Consider the following 17,453-nt stretch of genomic DNA (forward strand, 5'->3'; position numbering starts at 1 on the left):
TCAACGTGTTTTCGTATATTAAGCGCCATTGGCCTGTCTACGTGATTTTGACCTTGATTGCCATTGCGTTGGGGTTTGGAGCTGCCTATATCGTGGGCGCGAAGGGCTCGACCCCCGCCTCCGCAATCAGCGAAGAGGTGGAGCAAGAACAGAGCACGGGCGCCGATGGGATTCCTGAGTCCGAGCAAGCAATCGTTGATGGCGGATCTTCGTCTGCAGAGTAGATACGGCGATTTAAATGATTGAAAGCGGGCGAACCGGGGGACTGGCTCGCCCGCTTTTTCATCGCGCTAGCGCTTCTTTGGGATTGACCTAAGGCGAGCGAACCATAGGGCTGCGGCACCCGAGGTCAGGAGCGCGGTGATGCAAGCGGCGATGGGGGCTGATCCTGTTGCCGGTAGGTCCTGCGGTAGGGTACAGCGTTGAATGACACTGTCCTCGTCATGTGACTCAAGTTTATCGCCGCCGCCGTTGCGGCAAAGATCGACGCGTGCGCTGTTGGTGAGTGCAGTTTGGGGTGTATAAGCCGACGTTGCCTGCATGTGCACGACTGCGCCCCGAGCATCTGTGCCAAGGGTTGCTCTGGCATCGTCAAGGTCGTCGTGCTCATCTTTGAGATCATCGCGGGTCCAAGAATCCGCATCGCTTCGAGTCGTAAAGTCGGCGGCTACTGCACCGTATTCAATGCGAATGCCCGTCACGACGGTATTGGATGCAAGGTCGAGTTCTTTCGCCTCCAATGTGGTGGATTCCGTGGTCGAGACATCCGCCTTCCAGAGGTGCCAGCCGTCGTAATCGACGAGGCGGCAATCCTCACCCAGACTCTCTTTTACTTCGTCGGACTCAAGCCAAGGATTTTCGTGCCCATCGTCAAGCGTCGCGTTTGCCGACTCATCGACGTCTGTCGAGTCCAACGGCGCCGTGCGATACCACACGTTGCACAGACCGTTGAGGTCGCCGATGGCGACGGGGGTTTCGATTGAGACGAATCTCGCCGTATCGTCCTCGGCACACTCAAGATCATCGGTAATTGTGAACTCATCAACCCAGGTAGCTGAATCGTTTCGAGCATCGATGGTATAGGAGAAAAGCCCATCCGTATTGGTTTGCATCGCGGCGCGGTTTTTTCCATCGCCGTTAGCCAACAGACCCTTCCCGATAGGTTGGACAAGTTCCTGACGCTTGTCGACCTGTCCTTTGATCTCGATGGGCGCATCCTTCATCGCGACGGATTGGACTTCTCCCGTATCCTTTATTTCAAACGTTATCTCCTCGGCAAGGTCATGGGTCCGCGGAGACATCGTTTCGCGCAACGAGTAGGTGCCGGGTGCAAGATGTTCGATGCGGTGCGGCTTGTCGGATGAGGTCCAGGAGTCTATTTTGGTTTTATCGGGACCATATAAGGTGAGCTGTGCGCCTTTCACTTCCTGCTCTCCGCTTGCATCGACCTTGGAGATATCAACCTTGGTGTAATCGTCGGATACGTTAAGCCGTGCTTCCACAACGGGTGTTTTCTGGTCGGCATAGGTAAGGTCGACGATATGATGCGTCCGGTCGAGCAAGAAGCCGGTCGGCGCTTGAGTCTCGACAACCTCGTAGCGTGCAGTGCCAGATCCCAGCGGGAGGTCGTCCGCGCGTGCCTCTCCAGTTTCATCCGTCGTGACGGTAGCGACAGTCTCACCGTCGAGCGCGGCAATGCTACCGTCGGGGCGCACGATATCGCCTGAGGCACGGATCTCAAAGACGGCGCCCGCGAGGCTGCTGCCGTCTACGGCAGCGGTTTTAACGATCCTGATGTTTCCGGTCGCGGCGTGGTCATAATACGAGGCGATTGCAACGGGCGTTAGGTTCATGTCGGCGGGTATGTTTACCTCGATCTCCTCGCCGACAAGATAGGGCTCTTTGGCCGAGGTTTCGCGTACATAATAGGTGCCCGGCACGAGCGATTCGGGCAGTGTGACGGTCCCGGTCGCGTTAGTCGTAAAGGTGTCCATTACGTTATGTGTTGGATACCAGCAAGTTTGTGAGACAGGTTCGTGATTGCTGTCGAGTAGTTGGAAGGTGAATCCGGCTAGTGGAACAGAAGCGCCTGTTTGGGCATCGCGTTTTACAATTTGGAGATGCGTCGACAGAGCGTGGTTGTCCACGATATATTGAAGCTCGGCGCCGTCGGAAATCTGATTGGCCCCGACGGTCCATTCCCCTGCACGTTTAAAACCCTCGGGGACGGTTTCCGGAACCTCGCGAACGGTGTAGCCGGCGCGGTCGTATGGGATGGCTCCGTGGACACCGGCGGGTCGCTTGCCTGCGCCGAACCATGCTTCTGACAGATCTTTGGTGGAGGCAAAGCCATAGATGTTTGTGGTCAGTGTGCCAACAACCTGCTGAGAGCTGTTGCTGACAACCTCAAAGACAACACCTCCCGCCGGCTGCTCCAGGCCGGATTGGTCGCTATTGCCGTAGTCCTTGAATTTGGAAATCTCAAGGTCAAACGCAATGGGGGTATCGGAAACGCGAGATTCGATCTCGACCACGCCTGAATCGCCGAGCTGATCGGCTCCGACGGTGTAAGACCAGCTGTCACCGGAGGGCAAATAGCCCTCGGGCGACTCCGATTCATAGATGGTAAAGGTTCCCAGCGGGACATCGGTGAGGGTAGCTTGACCGCTTTCATCGGTCCTGAGGGTTTGTGTCCATCCAAGGGTTGATTGCGATACGCATACGAATTCTGCTCCTGCGAGCGAAGCCCCAACTTGGGGGCCTGCATTCGTTGCGGCGTCGAGCTTTACAATGCGCAAGGTAATGGTGCCGGGTTGTTCATCAATGGTGACGTATCCGCCGTTATCCGTCGTGGTAAAGGCAATGCGATCGTGCCGGGGGATATAACCATCTGGCGCTGTTGTCTCAACTAGGTAGTATGCCGTGTTGGGTAGGAGTGTTGCCTGTGCTCGACCGTTGCCGTCCATCTGGATGGTGCCAACACGTGCGTCGCTGGCGCTCTCAAAAATATCGAATGTTGCCCCGGTAAACTGATAGGTATTGTTTCCGCTGGTAATAACGGTGTTCGCAGACTGCTTTTGGAAGGAAACAGAGACCGCCGGCAGTACATAGAGCATGTCTTGACGTCTGCTGCCGCCCGATACGGCCCCTAAATAGCGCCGCGCGCGGTGCGGAGCGGCTTTGATGCTTCCTGATTTTGCGCTGTCGTGGAGCCACCGCGCAGCCGCCACGACTTCATTGTCGGCGGTAAAGCGCCCGCTCTTGGTTTTGCCCTGAGCGGTCGTGTAGGAGTAGGTGCCGTCGACATGGGTGGTGCCGTTGAGCATCCATACGGCAAGCTGGGTGACGGCGCGGGCGCGATCGGGTGAAAGATGGTAACCGCCAAACGACGTGGCGGTAGGATATCCGTGACAAACGATTGCTGCGAATTCGTCGTCGAGCCACACCCAGCCTTGATCAAAGCTGAGCCATGGGCCGCCCGGCTTGGTGGGGCCGGGACGCTCCTGGTTCATGCAGTAGGCAATCGAGGCGTCTTGAGCTTCATACTTGCCGATAAAGAAGGGCCCACAATCATCGCTGATAGTGCGGAAGCCGAGCTGGTCGTAGCCATCGACGGCAAATGCGGCTCCCGGTGCCAGGCAGCCGAAAAGCAGGAAGAGGAGCAGGAGCAGCGGACCTGTTGCGATTGTGCTGTGGACAGAGTGCGTGGGTGCGTTGGACATGGCTGCTCCTTATCCCTCGTGCGCCGCATGGGGAGGTTGCGACGCGTAGGATGAGGCTACCCCCGAGGTTCATGCGGGTAAGTACCGGAGCCTGACCAAAAGCTTGCCCAATTCCTGACAAATAGAGCTCAAATACAACAATCAAGCAAAAGCGCAGGTAGAAGATAAGGAGAAAAGGAGGCCAAAGGTCCTTGTCTCCACAATTGATACGATTTTCAAACGAATCTCCACAGCTAAAACAAGTATCGCCACCCTTGTATCGAACAAGACAACCGCGTTATACTATCCCCCACATATGCGGGCATCGCCAAGTGGTAAGGCATCAGCTTCCCAAGCTGACACTCGCGGGTTCGAGTCCCGTTGCCCGCTCCAGTAAAAAGCACAAGCACGGCGCCATCACGGTGCCGTGCTTTTTTCAATAAAGTGCCGGGACTCGAACCCGCCAGGGTGCGAGCGTTAAATAAACGCGAAGCGTTTATAGCGAGCAGGCAAGGTCGCCGATAGGCGACCGCAGCCGGTGCGGATTTGCGAAGCAAATACGCGGATGTCCCGTTGCCCGCTCCACCGAGCACGGGAGACCTCGGGAACGTCGGGTCCAACCCGCTTTGCCCGTGCATGTGTGCGGACCGGGCCTGCCGACCGCAGCCGGTGCGGATTTGCAAAGCAAATACGCGGACGTCCTCACGGCCGCTCCAATTCCAAAATGTTAGGTTGATGCCTGCTGCCCATACTTGCGCCTGCGCACGGTACAATGGTTGGGTTACGACCAACGTGCCAATAACCAAAAAGGAGCCGCTATGATCGATCGCTATACCCGCCCGGAGATGGGACACATCTTCTCCCTCGAGAACAAGTACGCCATTTGGCAGGAGATCGAGGTCCTGGCCTGCGAGGCCCAGGCGGAGCTCGGCAAGATCGGCATTTCTAAAGACGAAGCCCAGTGGATCCGCGACCATGCCAACTTTGAGAAGGCGAAGGTCGATGAGATCGAGGAAGTCACGCGCCACGACGTCATTGCCTTCCTGACCAACATGAAGGAATACATCGATGCCGATGTTCCCGAGGGCGACCCCAAGCCCAGCCGCTGGGTTCACTATGGCATGACCAGCTCCGATTTGGGCGACACGGCTCTGTGCTACCAGCTCACCCAGGCCTGTGACTTGATCATCGAGGACGTCAAGAAGCTCGGCGAGATTTGCAAGCGTCGCGCCTTTGAGGAGCGCGATACGCTCTGTGCCGGCCGCACTCATGGCATCCACGCCGAGCCGATGACCTTCGGCATGAAGTTTGGCTCTTGGGCCTGGGAGCTCAAGCGCGATCTGGATCGTCTTGAGGACGCCCGCAAGAATGTTGCCTTCGGTGCCATCTCGGGCGCTGTCGGCACGTACAGCTCCATCGAGCCGTTTGTCGAGGAGTATGTCTGCGAGCACCTGGGTCTGGTCCACGACCCGCTGTCCACGCAGGTCATCTCTCGCGACCATCACGCCTATCTCGCCGGTGTCCTCGCCACCACGGCGGCCACCTGCGAGCGCATCGCTACCGAGGTTCGCAATCTGCAGAAGACCGATACGCTCGAGGCCGAGGAGCCGTTCCGCAAGGGCCAAAAGGGCAGCTCCGCCATGCCGCACAAGCGCAACCCCATCACCATGGAGAAGGTCTGCGGCCTGTCGCGCGTCGTGAAGTCCAACGCCCAGGTTGCCTTCGATAACGTCGCCCTGTGGCACGAGCGTGACATTTCGCACTCCTCTGCCGAGCGTGTCGCCCAGGCCGACAGCTTCATCGCCCTCGACCACATGTTCCAGTGCCTCATTCGCGTTATCGACGGCCTGCAGCTGTATCCGGCCCGCATGATGGCCAATCTCAACAAGACCCGCGGCCTCATCTTCTCCTCCAAGGTCCTGCTGGCCCTCGTCGATACGGGCATCACCCGCGAGGATGCCTACGCTATCGTGCAGGAAAACGCCATGGCCACCTGGCATGAGGTGCAGGATTGTGTCTCTGGCCCCACCTTTAAGGAGCGTCTCGAGGCCGATCCGCGCTGCACCGTCAGCCAGGAGAAGCTCGACGAGATCTTTGACCCGTGGGACTTCCTCACCCGTATCGACACGGTCTTCGATCGCCTGGAGCAGCTGAGCTTCGAGTAGGGTTGACCTAATTCGACCGCCCGCAGATGCATTTCAACCATTGGCGCCTTGCCCGTCTTGGGCGAGGCGCTTTTTTCGCTGCTGAATCGGCTCCCGGTAATAAAATGAATCCTACTGCTGTTTCGATGAAAGGAGGCGCGTGCCCAGACGTATCAAGCGAGCCACCATTGTCTCGTCTGTGCTCATACTCCTTGTTGCCGCCTGTGCGGTCGCCCTGACGTATACCGCTCGAAACAGCTCTCCCTCCTCGAATGAAACCGACAAGGATCTCCCGGTACTCAAAATCGGCGTTACGGATAACGATCCCTATGTGTATATCGATACCACGGGCGATTACGCCGGTATCGATATCGATATCGCGCGTGAGGCCTGCAAGCGTGCTGGAATCAAACCGCAATTTGTTGACATATCTTGGAATGATCGCGATCGCCTGCTCAAAAACGGCGATATCGATTGTCTGTGGTGCGACTATTCGCCCTGTTATCGCGAAGATGATTATTACTGGACTGAGCCGTATCTGACCGTGACAGTCTCGGTTGCCGCCAAGAAAACGAGTGGTATCAAGGGTTTGGAGTCTCTCGATGGAAGCAAGACCATTGCGGTGATTGCGGGTTCGGTGAGTGAACGCCGATTGCTTGCCGGGGACCTAGGGATCTCGCCGGATGTGCACATCAAATCGTATGGTTCTGCCGAACTCTGCAAAGCTGCCCTGGTCAAAGGTTATGTTGACTGTTGGATGGCGGACGTTCAATCGCTCGACCGGCTCGTCGCGCAGTATCCCGGTGTTTATCGCGTGTTTGCCGACAACGTTATGACAGTTGACCTGGGCGTTGCGTTTGAGAACAGCTATGAGGGGGAGTACGTCAAAAACCTCAATACCGTGCTGTTCGACATGGACCGAGATGGCACGATTGAGCGCATTGTGGACAGTTACAAGGCAGGGGCGACGACAGGCAGGCAAGGAGCGGAATCATGACAAATGATGGGCGCCGCTTGCATCGAAAGCATTTAGTTACCGCGGCTGTCGCCGTTGTGACCAGCATTGTCTTGTTGAGCCTGCTGTATACGGTCGGCACGCATCGCTGCCTCGATAAGACGCTTGGGTTTGGCCGGGAAGCCATGGTGTTTTTACAGGCCGCCTGCGAAAAATATGACCGATATGAGCAGGGAAGAAAAACCGAGGCGACGCACAATTTGGATGCCGCGGTCGAGTCATTCGCGACGTTCTTGCCGTCTGACCGCGTCGAAATTAACGATGCACTGGTCGAGGAGTATGTCCACAACGAGCACCTTTCGGGAATGCTGGTCATGGACGCCGACGGCCATATGATCGCTCATTACGATGTCGACGGTCGCGATCCGCTGATGCTGTGGCGAGAGGAGCTGGCCTGTTCGTCGGTCGCATCGATGTATCGAGGCTCCAAAGTGTCCTACTCGACCGTCGTAGAGCGTCGCGGCGTTGACTTTGCCGTGACCGCCGTTCCGTACGGCGATGGCGTAGCACTGGGGTATCGATCGCTTGCGGCTGATTCCGCCGATGATTATTCGTACACGATAGCCGACGTGCTCGTGAACAACACGTTTCACCAGAGTCCAACGGTGCTGGTGATGTGTGATGCGCAAATCGTTTCCTCAAACGATTCGACCGTCAATATAACTCTTGCTCGACTTCTCGTCGATAGTGGAATTGACTGGAAAGACGAAGGTCTAACACGTGTCGAATATCGGGGGGCTACCTGGTATGCCGTGCGTGCGGCGTATAAGGACTACCGCCTGTTTGCGCTGTATCCCAAATCTGAGGTCATGTCTGGCAGGATCACATTTGTCGCCGCTGGCGTCTTGGTGAGCCTTGCGTTTTGGGTCGTGGTGCTGTTGGCTCAAAATATCGTTGACCACCGCAATTTGGCCGAAAAGGATAAACAGCTCGGCATTATCAATGCCATAAGCGCTATCTACGATTCGACCTTCCTTTTGCATCTCGACGCCCTCGAGATCGAGGGAATCAATATGTCGCCGGCGATAGCGAAGATATTTGCCGAGCACAGCGAGGCATATGACTTTATGGACACGGTCTGCCGGGATATCGTGAGCCCCGAAAGCCGCGAAGCGGTTGTGGAACTCGTAGATATAAGTACGCTCCGTGAACGTATGGAGGGCGTGCCGTACTTGGCTGCCGAGGTGCGAGATTGTCGAGGTGCTTGGTACTCGCTACAGGTTGTCCCCCAGCATCGCGATGAGCAAGGCCGGCTGGAGTCGGTCGTCGTGGCGACGCACAACATATCGATGGTCAAGCATGCCGAGGAGCTGTCATACCAAGATAAACTGACGGGGCTTCGCAACCGCAACTATCTTGAATCGCGCGGAGATAGCCTGGTAAACGAGGGCTTGCCCGTGAGCGTGATTATGGTGGACTGCAATTATCTCAAGCGGACCAATGACATCTATGGTCACGAGATGGGGGATGAACTGCTGCGACGGACGGCGTCCGTGCTGCGGCGGGTGGCTGGTGCGGATTACCTGCCGATGCGCGTTGGCGGCGACGAGTTTTTGCTGGTTTGCCCCCATACTGACAACGAGTCTGCGCTCGGGCTGGAACAGGATCTTCGTCTCGGTCTTGCCGCGGTAAGTGATGAGGCCCTGACGGTCAGCGCGTCGATTGGCGTGGCGACCGTCGAGACGGCTGGAAATACGCTGGCCGATACATATCGTGTCGCCGACCACGATATGTATCGGGAGAAGCGCACGGTCCACGCACAGGGTACGGACTGCTAATCTTGCCCCTACGAGTCCATGCATCGTAGGATGTTGAATCGGTGCCCGCGATACTTTATCGCCTCGGACGGGGATAATAAACGTCTGAAATTTCTTTCTGAGAGGGGATCTCAATGATTAGTTTTGACTACAAGCCGCAGGGTGTATGCTCTCGCAATATTCACCTCAATCTCTCTGACGATGGCAGCAAGGTGCTGGGCGTTGAGTTTACCGGCGGCTGTGACGGCAATCTCAAGGCAATCTCCAAGTTGGTCGAGGGTGCTCCTGCCGATCGCGTAATCGAGGTTCTCGCCGGTAATACCTGCGGTATGAAAAAGACCTCTTGCGCCGATCAGCTCACGCGCGCTATCGAGGCCGCTCGCGCCGAGATCGCCTAATGGGTATCGCCGATCACATCAAGAATGGAATATCGCGCCGTGGCTTTGTGCTCGGCGGTGCTGCCGCGGGCGCTGCCACGGTGCTTGCCGGTTGCTCGAAAAAAACGGGCAGCAGCGACGATGCCGCCGGCGAGCCGCAGGTTATCAAGGACGATTCGAAGATTGTCTCGATCACTGATGAGTACGAAGCTGTTGATATCGATCTTGAGCCCACGGCCTCGTGGACGCTGCCGCTGGGCACGCTGCTGTACTACTGCGATGGCGACTACGCCGCCGCGATGATGGCGCCTGCTTCTGCCCTGCATGCCAATACGCTTGGTGTGCTCAACCTGGGCGATGGCTCGCTTACTACACTTATCGAGGATCCCGTTGAGGGAACCGGCTATGCGTTTTACGACGTTCGCGCGGGTGATGGCGTGTTCGCATGGGTCGAGATGAACTTTGCCAATGCGTCTTGGAAACTCTATGCGCAAAACCTTGCAGGCTCCTCCCTTACCGGCACCGCTGTCGAGCTCGACCGCGGTGGCGAAAACTACGATCCGCCGCTCTTCACAGCGTATGGGTCGTCGGTCATCTGGTATAAGATGCCCTCGTCCGGCGGCAGCAAGACGAGTAACGATTCGTACTGCTACCGTCAGTCGCCCAGCGAGTCCAAGCCTGAGACTATTTGGAAGTCGACGGGCCGTTTCGCATCCGCCCCGCGTGTGAGCGACGGCATTCTGACCATCTCGCCCCGCGTGCACAATGATGAGGGCGTCTATTACGGTATGACGGCAATCGACCTGACCGACGGCAACAACACGAAGCGAGCTCAGCTGGTGCTTCCTTCGTCGGTTTCGCCTTTCGAGGCCGTGTATATGGGCGACACCTTCGTGTTCTCCATTGAGGCGACGTATAGCGGTGTGGGTAGCCTGGGCAATATGGGCACCTATATCGGTAACGAGGGCGGGCCGTACCTCTTCCTTTCGCGTGAGCCGCTCGCGTGCGCTGCGGGAAGGAAAAATAAATACCTGGTTAAAGTCCAGGCGTCGCATTTTTTGATTGACACTCCGGCTAAGACCTACGGCTCGCTTCTGTCGCCCGACCGAGCCCTGGAGTATGGCGATTATCCTGCTACGGCGGGTAAATCGAGCTCGTTCTTAACGTACGCAACGGTGCGAAACAGTCAGGGAATTCCCGAGACGGTTACCGCTCGCTTGTTCTCTCTTTAGTCTCCGAGGGGTTAAAAAGGCGTCGACAGGGGAATAAACGCGTTGTAATTGTGAGTACCGCCCGCCGAGCTGCCGCGTCATAGTGGCATCCGGCGGGCTCAGGTGCGTTAAAATGGGCTTGTTCTTAGCTAATTGAGACAGGGGGGCCGTGTTATGGCTTCAGATGCAAAAAAGATTCTGCTGGTCGAGGATGAGAAGGCAATCCGTGACGCTGTCGCTGCCTATCTCGAGCGCGAGGGTTATTGGGTTGTGGGCGTGGGCGACGGCCAGTCCGCTATCGAGGAGTTCGAGAAGCATCAGTTCGACCTGGTCGTGCTCGACCTTATGCTCCCCAAGATCCCCGGCGAGCGCGTTTGCCGCACCATTCGCGACACCTCGGATGTCCCCATCATCATGCTGACGGCCAAGGGCGAGATCGAGGACCGTATTATCGGTCTTGAGCTCGGCGCCGACGACTATCTGATTAAGCCGTTCTCGCCGCGCGAGCTCGTCGCCCGCGTTCGCGCTCTGTTCCGCCGTGCCCATCAGGCCGACGAGCCCGCCGTCGAGGTACTCGACTTCGGCGATCTGGTCATCGATATCTCGGGCCACAAGATTTTGGTCGAGGGCAAGGAAGTCGACCTGACGGCTTCCGAGTTTAAGCTGCTCACCACGCTTGCCCGTCACCCCGGTCGCGTCTACAACCGCATGGAGCTGGTCGAGAAGGTGCTCGGCTACGACTTTGAGGGCTATGAGCGCACCATCGATAGCCACGTGAAGAACCTTCGCGCCAAGCTGGGCGATGATCCCAAGAAGCCCAAGTGGCTCTACACCGTCCACGGTGTCGGCTATCGCTTCGAGGCTCCGGCCAAGACCGATAAGTCGGACGAGAAATAGGGAAATCACATATGACACCTGCGCGCTTTGAAATCGGACAAAAGCACAAGCAGGAGAGCGAGGCGGGTTCCAAGGCTAGTTGGAACACGCCTCGTTCCGATTCACGGCCAACGATGAGCTATCCCTCGCGCATGGCACTTGCTTTTGCTCTGACATCGCTCATGACGGTATTGGTGCTGGTGGGCGTGGTCTCTGTTGTGTGGGGCACGGTCTTTTCGGATTACACGCGCTCCAATATCGTCGAGATCGCCAATTCTGCTGCCGAAAAGCTTGCGACGTCGTATGAGGAAAACGGCAACTGGACTGCGGGCGAGCTGCGCACGGTCGCGACATCGAGTTTGGTATCCGACGACCTGAGTATGCAGGTCGTCAACAAGAAGGGCGTTGTCGTCTATGACGACTCATGGCCTTCGGCAAGCGCGACCGCCGATGTGCGCGAGAGCGAATCGGCGTCGAGCAGCTCGAGCGGTAAAAAAGCATCGCATAGCCCGGTCTCGTCTGCTCCAACCGACTCCGATAGCGTTGCCAACGTCGAAATCATAACGTCTTCGGGCGAGCATGTCGGACAGGTAAAGCTATGGGCCATCGGCTCCGATGCCTTGCTCACCAAGGCGGATTCTGCATTTAGGGAGAAGACCTTTAACGCCATGGCCCTCGCCGCGGTTGTTGCAATCTGCATTTCGGTCGTTATCGGATCGCTCGTGTCGCGCATGCTCACCAAGCCGATTCATCGTATTACGAGCACGGCCAAGCAAATTCGCGATGGCGATCTGTCCGCTCGTACTGGTTTGCGCGGTGATGACGAGATTGATCAGCTGGGTGAGACCTTCGATGAGATGGCCACTTCGCTCGAGAAGGATATGAAACACGAGAAGCGCCTGACCTCAGACGTGGCTCACGAACTTCGTACTCCGCTTATGGCCATGCTCGCGACAGTCGAAGCCATGCAGGATGGGGTGTATCCCACCGACGACGAGCATCTGGAAACCGTTGCATCCGAGACACGTCGCCTGGCCCGTCTGGTGCAGCAGATGCTCGATCTATCGCGCATGGAAAACAGCACAGCGCCGCTCAACCTTGAGCCGGTGGACATGGTTCCCTTCGTGCGTTCCATCGTCAACGCTCAGGAGCGCCTGTTTGTTGACCGCGATCTGCGCTTGCGCTTTGCAGATGAAATCCAGGGTCACGACGATGTCGTCGAGGCCGATCCCGACATGATCACGCAGTGCGTCATCAACCTCATGAGCAACGCCATGCGCTACACCCCCGAGGGCGGTTGGGTCGTGGTGTCGGTGCTCAGTGACCGCAAGCATGTCAGTATTGCCGTTTCGGATACCGGCATCGGTATTGCCAAGGACGATCTGTCGCGCATCTTTGGTCGTTTTTGGCGTGCCGACGCCAGTCGCGCCCGTGAGGCGGGCGGTCTGGGCGTGGGCCTCGCCGTGACTAAACAGATCGTCGAGCGACATCATGGCTACATTTCCGTGGAGTCGGAGCTTGGAAAGGGTACGACTTTTACGATTCATCTGCCTCGCGAGCACACGGCGGACGCGGCATCTACTACAATGGAGCACTAGCTTTTCGCTATTCGGTGAAGGAGGGGTTTCATCCCTGCCGCTCCGAGTTTGCGAAAACGTGCGGGAAAGAACCCGCATTACTGTCGTATTTTGGTAAGGAGTGACTCACGTGACAACGATGGAGCGTCGTCCGGATTCCCGTGGCAAGGTTCGTGATATCTACGATGCCGGTGAAAACCTGCTGATGGTCGCCACCGACCGCATTTCTGCGTTCGACTTCATTCTTCCCGACGAGATTCCGTTTAAGGGAGAGGTGCTCAACCGCATCTCGGCATTCTGGTTTGATAAGTTTGCCGACATCGTTCCCAACCACCTCGTTTCCATCGACCCGGCGGATTTCCCTGGGGAGTTTGCTGAGTATCGTGACTACCTCGCCGGCCGCGCCATGCTGGTTAAGAAGGCCCAGACGATTCCTATCGAGTGCATCGTCCGCGGCTATCTGACCGGTTCGGGCAAGAAGACCTACGACGAGAACGGCACCGTCTGCGGCATCCAGCTGCCTGAGGGCCTGACCGAGGCTTCCAAGCTTCCCGAGCCGCTGTTCACGCCGTCCACGAAGGCCGAGATTGGTGACCACGACGAGAACATCTCGTTCGAGCGTTGCTGCGAGATCGTGGGCGAGGATATCGCCACGCAGATTCGTGACCTTTCCCTCAAGATCTACAAGGCCGCTGCCGAGTACGCCGCGACCCGTGGCATCATCATTGCCGACACCAAGTTCGAGTTTGGTGTCATCGATGGCAAGGTCACGCTGATCGACGAGTGCCTCACGCCCGATTCCAGCCGTTTCTGGCCTGCTGCCAGCTACGAGGAGGGCAAGATCCAGCCCAGCTACGACAAACAATTCGTCCGCAATTGGCTCAAGGCCAACTGGGATATGACGGGGGAGACCCCGCACCTGCCCGCCGAGGTCATCGATGGCACGTCCGAGCGCTATCGCGAGGCCTTCCAGATCATCACGGGCTCCCAGTTCACAAGCATGAAGGAGAACGCATAAGTGAGTACCCGTAGCGCCACGAACAAGCGCACGCAATCCCACGAGGTTACCGGGGTTGCGCGCAAGTCCGCCGCATCTGCTAAGCCTGCCCGTCAGGCAGCGAGCTCTGTCCGCGTCGTGCCGGCTTCGTCTAAGGCACGCCGCAAAGAGCTCGAGAAGGGCGAGAACCTCGAGGGCCTCTCTAAAGAGGAGAAGCGCGCCCGCAAGGCTAAGCAGCGCGCCAAGGAGGACCGCATCTACACGGTGTCGAATATCCTTCTCAAGCAGGATGAGGACTACACCAAGCGCCGCCGTATTTGGTGGGCTGTGCTCGCTATCGGCATGGTGCTCGTCGTGGCAATCGGGGCTTCGCTCTACTTCGCTCCCGCTGGCATGGTGTCCAGCCCTGTCCAGATGGTCGGCATCGTTTTGTCCTACGTCGTCATTTTGGGTGACTTTATCTACGACTTCGTTCGTATTCGTCCCCTGCGCAACATGTACCGCACGCAGGCCGAGGGCATGTCCGAGAACAAGCTCAACGCCCTTATCGAGCGCTCGGCTGCCGAGGAGGACAAGAAGGACTCCAAGAAGAAGTAGCGTTTGCATGCATACTTATCGCTAAGATATAAGGCGCGTCGTTTTTGCGGCGCGCCTTTTTACTGTTCTATAGATAGATGGAGTGGCACATGATTCGAGCTGCCCTGACGGTCGAAGAGGCTCTGGAGGGCATGAAGGCCCTAGAGCCCAAGATTAAAAACTATGCGCGCCTGGTTGTCCGCAAGGGCGTAAACGTCAAGCCCGGCCAGGAGGTTGTCGTTCAGTCTCCGGTCGAGTGCGCGCCGTTTGCGCGCGTGGTGGTCGCGGAGGCCTATGCCTCCGGTGCCGGTCACGTGACGGTTATTTGGGCCGATGACGCCGTGACGAGGCTCACGTACGAGCATGTCGAGAAAAGCTATTTTGAGCAGACGCCCGAGTGGAAGCGCCTGCAGCTTGATTCACTGGCCCAGGATGGTGCCTGCTTTATCTTTATCGAGGGTGCGGACCCTGCCGCTCTTAAGGGCATCGATCCCGCTAAGCCTGCTGCAGCTTCTAAGGCAAGGAACACGCAGTGCAAGGTCTTCCGCCGCGGACTGGACTACAACATCAACCCGTGGTGCATCGCCGGCGCGCCGGTCGTTGCCTGGGCGCGCGAGGTGTTCCCGGGAGACGCCGATGAGGTTGCAATCTATAAGCTGTGGAATGCGATTCTGCACACCGCGCGCGCCGATGGCCAGGACCCAGAGAGCGACTGGGAACTCCATGACGCCGCATTCGAAAAGAACCTGCGTTTTCTGAACGACAATCGTTTCGACTACCTGCATTACGCCGCGGCAAATGGAACCGATCTGACGATTGGCATGACGAAAGGTCACGAGTGGGCCGGCGGCAAGGGCAAGACGCCCGAAGGGCACCCCTTCTTCCCCAACATTCCCACCGAGGAAGTCTTCACTTCGCCCGATCGCATGCGCGCCGACGGTATCGTGTACTCGGCCATGCCGTTCATCCACCATGGCAATAAGGTCGACGATTTTTGGATTAAGTTCGAGGGCGGCCGCGTAGTGGACTACGATGCCCGTGTGGGCAAGGCAACGCTCGCAAGCATCATCGATACTGACGAGGGCGCTGCTCACCTGGGAGAGGTCGCGCTCATCTCCAAGAACACGCCGATCCGCGAAAGTGGCGTACTGTTCTACGATACGCTCTATGACGAGAACGCTAGCTGCCATCTCGCGCTAGGTGTCGGTTTCCCCGAATGCATCGAGGGTGGGTATGACATGTCCAAGGAAGAGCTCCTGGAGCATGGCGTTAACGTCTCGAGTACGCACGTCGATTTTATGATTGGCACGGACGACATCGATATTACGGGCATTACGCCTGATGGACGTGAAGTTGTGATTTTCCAGAACGGCCAATGGAGTTGGGAATAGTCCCAGACCGTGGTACAATGCCACCCGCGGGCCGTTAGCTCAGCTGGCAGAGCAGGGGACTTTTAATCCCAAGGTCCAGGGTTCGAACCCCTGACGGCCCACCATAGAATGGAAAAGCGACTGGCGGATGCCGGCCGCTTTTTTGTTGCCGCGACGCGGGTTCGAACCCGAAAGGGCGCGGAGCTGAGTAAACGCGTGAGCGTTTGCCAGCGCAGCGCGCAAGGCGCGAAGCGCCGCAGCGGCCGCCTGCGGAGCAGGCTGAACCCCTGACGGCCCACCCAAAGTAAGGAATACGAAATGAAAACAAATAGATACGGAATTAGCGGCAGCACATTAAAGATAATAGCAGCCATTTCGATGGTTCTCGATCATGTAAGCAGGATCGTCCTGACCAATGGAATCATGACTCACGCATCGTACAGTCAGATATCAGACGAACAGTGGGCGATTCTAAGCGAGGCTTCGGATGTGCTTCATGTTCTTGGCAGAATTGCATTTCCCTTATTTTGCTTTTTGATAGTTGAGGGATTTTTGCATACTCATGACTTAAAGAAGTACCTGCGAAATATGCTTGTCTTCGCAATCATTGCGGAGCCCATATACGATTTCGTCCAAACCGGGCAACTATTTGACCTTCGGCAACAAAATGTTATGTGTGAGCTCCTGCTTTCCTTGGTCTTTTTGATTGTTCTGGAAAAGATACAAAGTCGTTCAAAACGGAAAAGATACATCGCAGAAACTGCTCTGATTGTTTTGACAGCACTGGCAGCTGAATACACTAAACTAGATGGCGGTGTGTATGGCATTATGCTTGTGGCTGCATTCTATTTATTCCACGACAGCAAGGCCAAGATGTTCTTTGCTGCAGTATGTGCAGTGCTCCTTTCGTCATGCCATATAGTTGGCGGCGGATTTGAGTTTGCTACAGCTAATGTATTTAATCCTGATGTTGCTGCCGCGGTCGTTTCGTTGCTGCTTATCAATCTTTATAATGGTAAGCGAGGGCTGAAGCTCAAATATTTCTTCTACATTTTCTATCCGGCACATCTTGCTCTGCTTTATGGTGTCTCACTTATTGTTTTGAACTGTCTTTAAAAACTCTCAAACAAGTCTCTGAAAACGAAACAAATTGACCCTAAGACTGCTTGTGAATTTCCGGAAGAACTGAGAGATGCGAGGATAGGCAACGAGGGCTGCAGAGAGATGCTTCTCAGTTCTCTGGCGGATCGCACGTATCTGTATGAGGATCACTTCCACACACTCATTAATAACAGTGATAAACACGGCAGATCCTCAAAACATGAGGCTGTGGAGGTCGAACGATGCTTCGAAAGCATGAATGGCAGCGAGAAAATGAGTTCGGAAGCGCCCTCTGGATGATCCAGCATAGAATAGAAAGCGATCGGCTCCGGCTGGTCGCTTTTTTGTTGCCGCGCCACGGGTTCGAACCCGAACTTCTCTATATATAAGAACGCTTGGCGAACAAAACCTGCCTTTTACCGACGGGAAACAAATAGCTGATGCTTTTGGAGTAAAGTGGCGCTCCAGAGATGACCGATGCCTTAACACCTATAAACCAGCTGGTCATCGCCAATATCAGAAGCCAATGCTTCAGTTTTAACCTCAGTGATGCGACTGAGGGACCTATTCATTTGTGAACATAATATGGAGTGCGCGATTCCCGCCCCCGGCGCCCCTCCGGTCTGGCAATATATCTCCTTGCCGCGCGGCCCGGTGGGACCGGATCAGCCGCCAGGCGTGCACCTTGAGAACCGGATACTGCGAGGATGGACACATTCAGTGTCGCATCCGGGCAGACATCGAACCATTT

The 17,453-nt window shown here is 56.6% G+C and carries 13 protein-coding genes and 2 tRNA genes; 14 read left to right on the forward strand and 1 reads right to left on the reverse strand.

Annotation, left to right across the window (positions count from 1 at the left end):
* Nucleotides 1–5: 5 nt before the first annotated feature.
* Nucleotides 6–224, forward strand: coding sequence for a hypothetical protein (locus tag AAAV21_RS09280; RefSeq protein ID WP_022094153.1), 219 nt, complete (start codon nt 6–8; stop codon nt 222–224).
* 66 nt (nt 225–290) lie between these two features.
* Here AAAV21_RS09280 and AAAV21_RS09285 read toward each other — a convergent pair whose 3' ends face one another.
* Nucleotides 291–3,722 carry a SpaA isopeptide-forming pilin-related protein gene (locus tag AAAV21_RS09285; protein WP_349109146.1) on the reverse strand — a complete coding sequence of 1,144 codons (3,432 nt, stop codon included), beginning with the start codon at nt 3,720–3,722 and terminating at the stop codon, nt 291–293.
* Nucleotides 3,723–4,019: 297 nt separating this feature from the next.
* On the opposite strand from AAAV21_RS09285, the gene AAAV21_RS09290 reads away from it, so the two are divergent.
* The 13 genes from AAAV21_RS09290 to AAAV21_RS09350 all read left to right on the forward strand — a co-directional run bounded on the left by AAAV21_RS09290 (nt 4,020) and on the right by AAAV21_RS09350 (nt 16,717).
* Nucleotides 4,020–4,094: transfer RNA gene (locus tag AAAV21_RS09290), tRNA-Gly, on the forward strand.
* A gap of 425 nt (nt 4,095–4,519) precedes the next feature.
* A complete protein-coding gene (gene purB / locus AAAV21_RS09295; RefSeq protein ID WP_349109149.1) occupies nt 4,520–5,866 on the forward strand; it encodes an adenylosuccinate lyase in 1,347 nt (448 codons plus the stop codon).
* 139 nt (nt 5,867–6,005) lie between these two features.
* Nucleotides 6,006–6,842, forward strand: a complete 837-nt coding sequence (locus AAAV21_RS09300) for a transporter substrate-binding domain-containing protein (protein ID WP_117655801.1) — start codon at nt 6,006–6,008, stop codon at nt 6,840–6,842.
* Nucleotides 6,839–8,638 (forward strand): GGDEF domain-containing protein, encoded by a 1,800-nt coding sequence (locus tag AAAV21_RS09305; protein ID WP_349109152.1) that lies wholly within the window; start codon nt 6,839–6,841, stop codon nt 8,636–8,638. Before AAAV21_RS09300 ends, AAAV21_RS09305 begins: the two co-directional genes overlap by 4 nt.
* Before the next feature lie 113 nt (nt 8,639–8,751).
* Entirely contained in the window at nt 8,752–9,015 is a 264-nt protein-coding gene (locus AAAV21_RS09310; RefSeq protein ID WP_089572560.1) for a TIGR03905 family TSCPD domain-containing protein, read from the forward strand.
* Nucleotides 9,015–10,226, forward strand: a complete 1,212-nt coding sequence (locus AAAV21_RS09315) for a hypothetical protein (RefSeq protein WP_349109154.1) — start codon at nt 9,015–9,017, stop codon at nt 10,224–10,226. Before AAAV21_RS09310 ends, AAAV21_RS09315 begins: the two co-directional genes overlap by 1 nt.
* A 153-nt stretch (nt 10,227–10,379) precedes the next feature.
* A complete protein-coding gene (locus AAAV21_RS09320) occupies nt 10,380–11,102 on the forward strand; it encodes a response regulator transcription factor (protein ID WP_006236208.1) in 723 nt (240 codons plus the stop codon).
* Nucleotides 11,103–11,113: 11 nt separating this feature from the next.
* Nucleotides 11,114–12,679 carry a HAMP domain-containing sensor histidine kinase gene (locus tag AAAV21_RS09325; protein WP_349109156.1) on the forward strand — a complete coding sequence of 522 codons (1,566 nt, stop codon included), beginning with the start codon at nt 11,114–11,116 and terminating at the stop codon, nt 12,677–12,679.
* A 118-nt stretch (nt 12,680–12,797) separates the two neighbouring features.
* Complete coding sequence (locus tag AAAV21_RS09330; RefSeq protein ID WP_349102555.1) at nt 12,798–13,676, forward strand: phosphoribosylaminoimidazolesuccinocarboxamide synthase; 879 nt, start codon at nt 12,798–12,800, stop codon at nt 13,674–13,676.
* A complete protein-coding gene (locus tag AAAV21_RS09335; protein ID WP_349109159.1) occupies nt 13,677–14,252 on the forward strand; it encodes a hypothetical protein in 576 nt (191 codons plus the stop codon).
* An 89-nt stretch (nt 14,253–14,341) separates the two neighbouring features.
* Nucleotides 14,342–15,622: an aminopeptidase gene (locus AAAV21_RS09340; RefSeq protein WP_349109162.1), complete on the forward strand. Its 1,281-nt coding sequence runs from the start codon at nt 14,342–14,344 to the stop codon at nt 15,620–15,622.
* 28 nt (nt 15,623–15,650) lie between these two features.
* A tRNA-Lys gene (locus tag AAAV21_RS09345) sits at nt 15,651–15,726 on the forward strand.
* A 193-nt stretch (nt 15,727–15,919) separates the two neighbouring features.
* On the forward strand, nt 15,920–16,717 hold the full coding sequence (locus tag AAAV21_RS09350; RefSeq protein ID WP_349109165.1) for a TraX family protein: 798 nt from the start codon (nt 15,920–15,922) through the stop codon (nt 16,715–16,717).
* Nucleotides 16,718–17,453 lie beyond the last annotated feature (736 nt).

This window comes from Collinsella sp. CLA-AA-H302 (assembly GCF_040093305.1).
Lineage (GTDB): Bacteria > Actinomycetota > Coriobacteriia > Coriobacteriales > Coriobacteriaceae > Collinsella.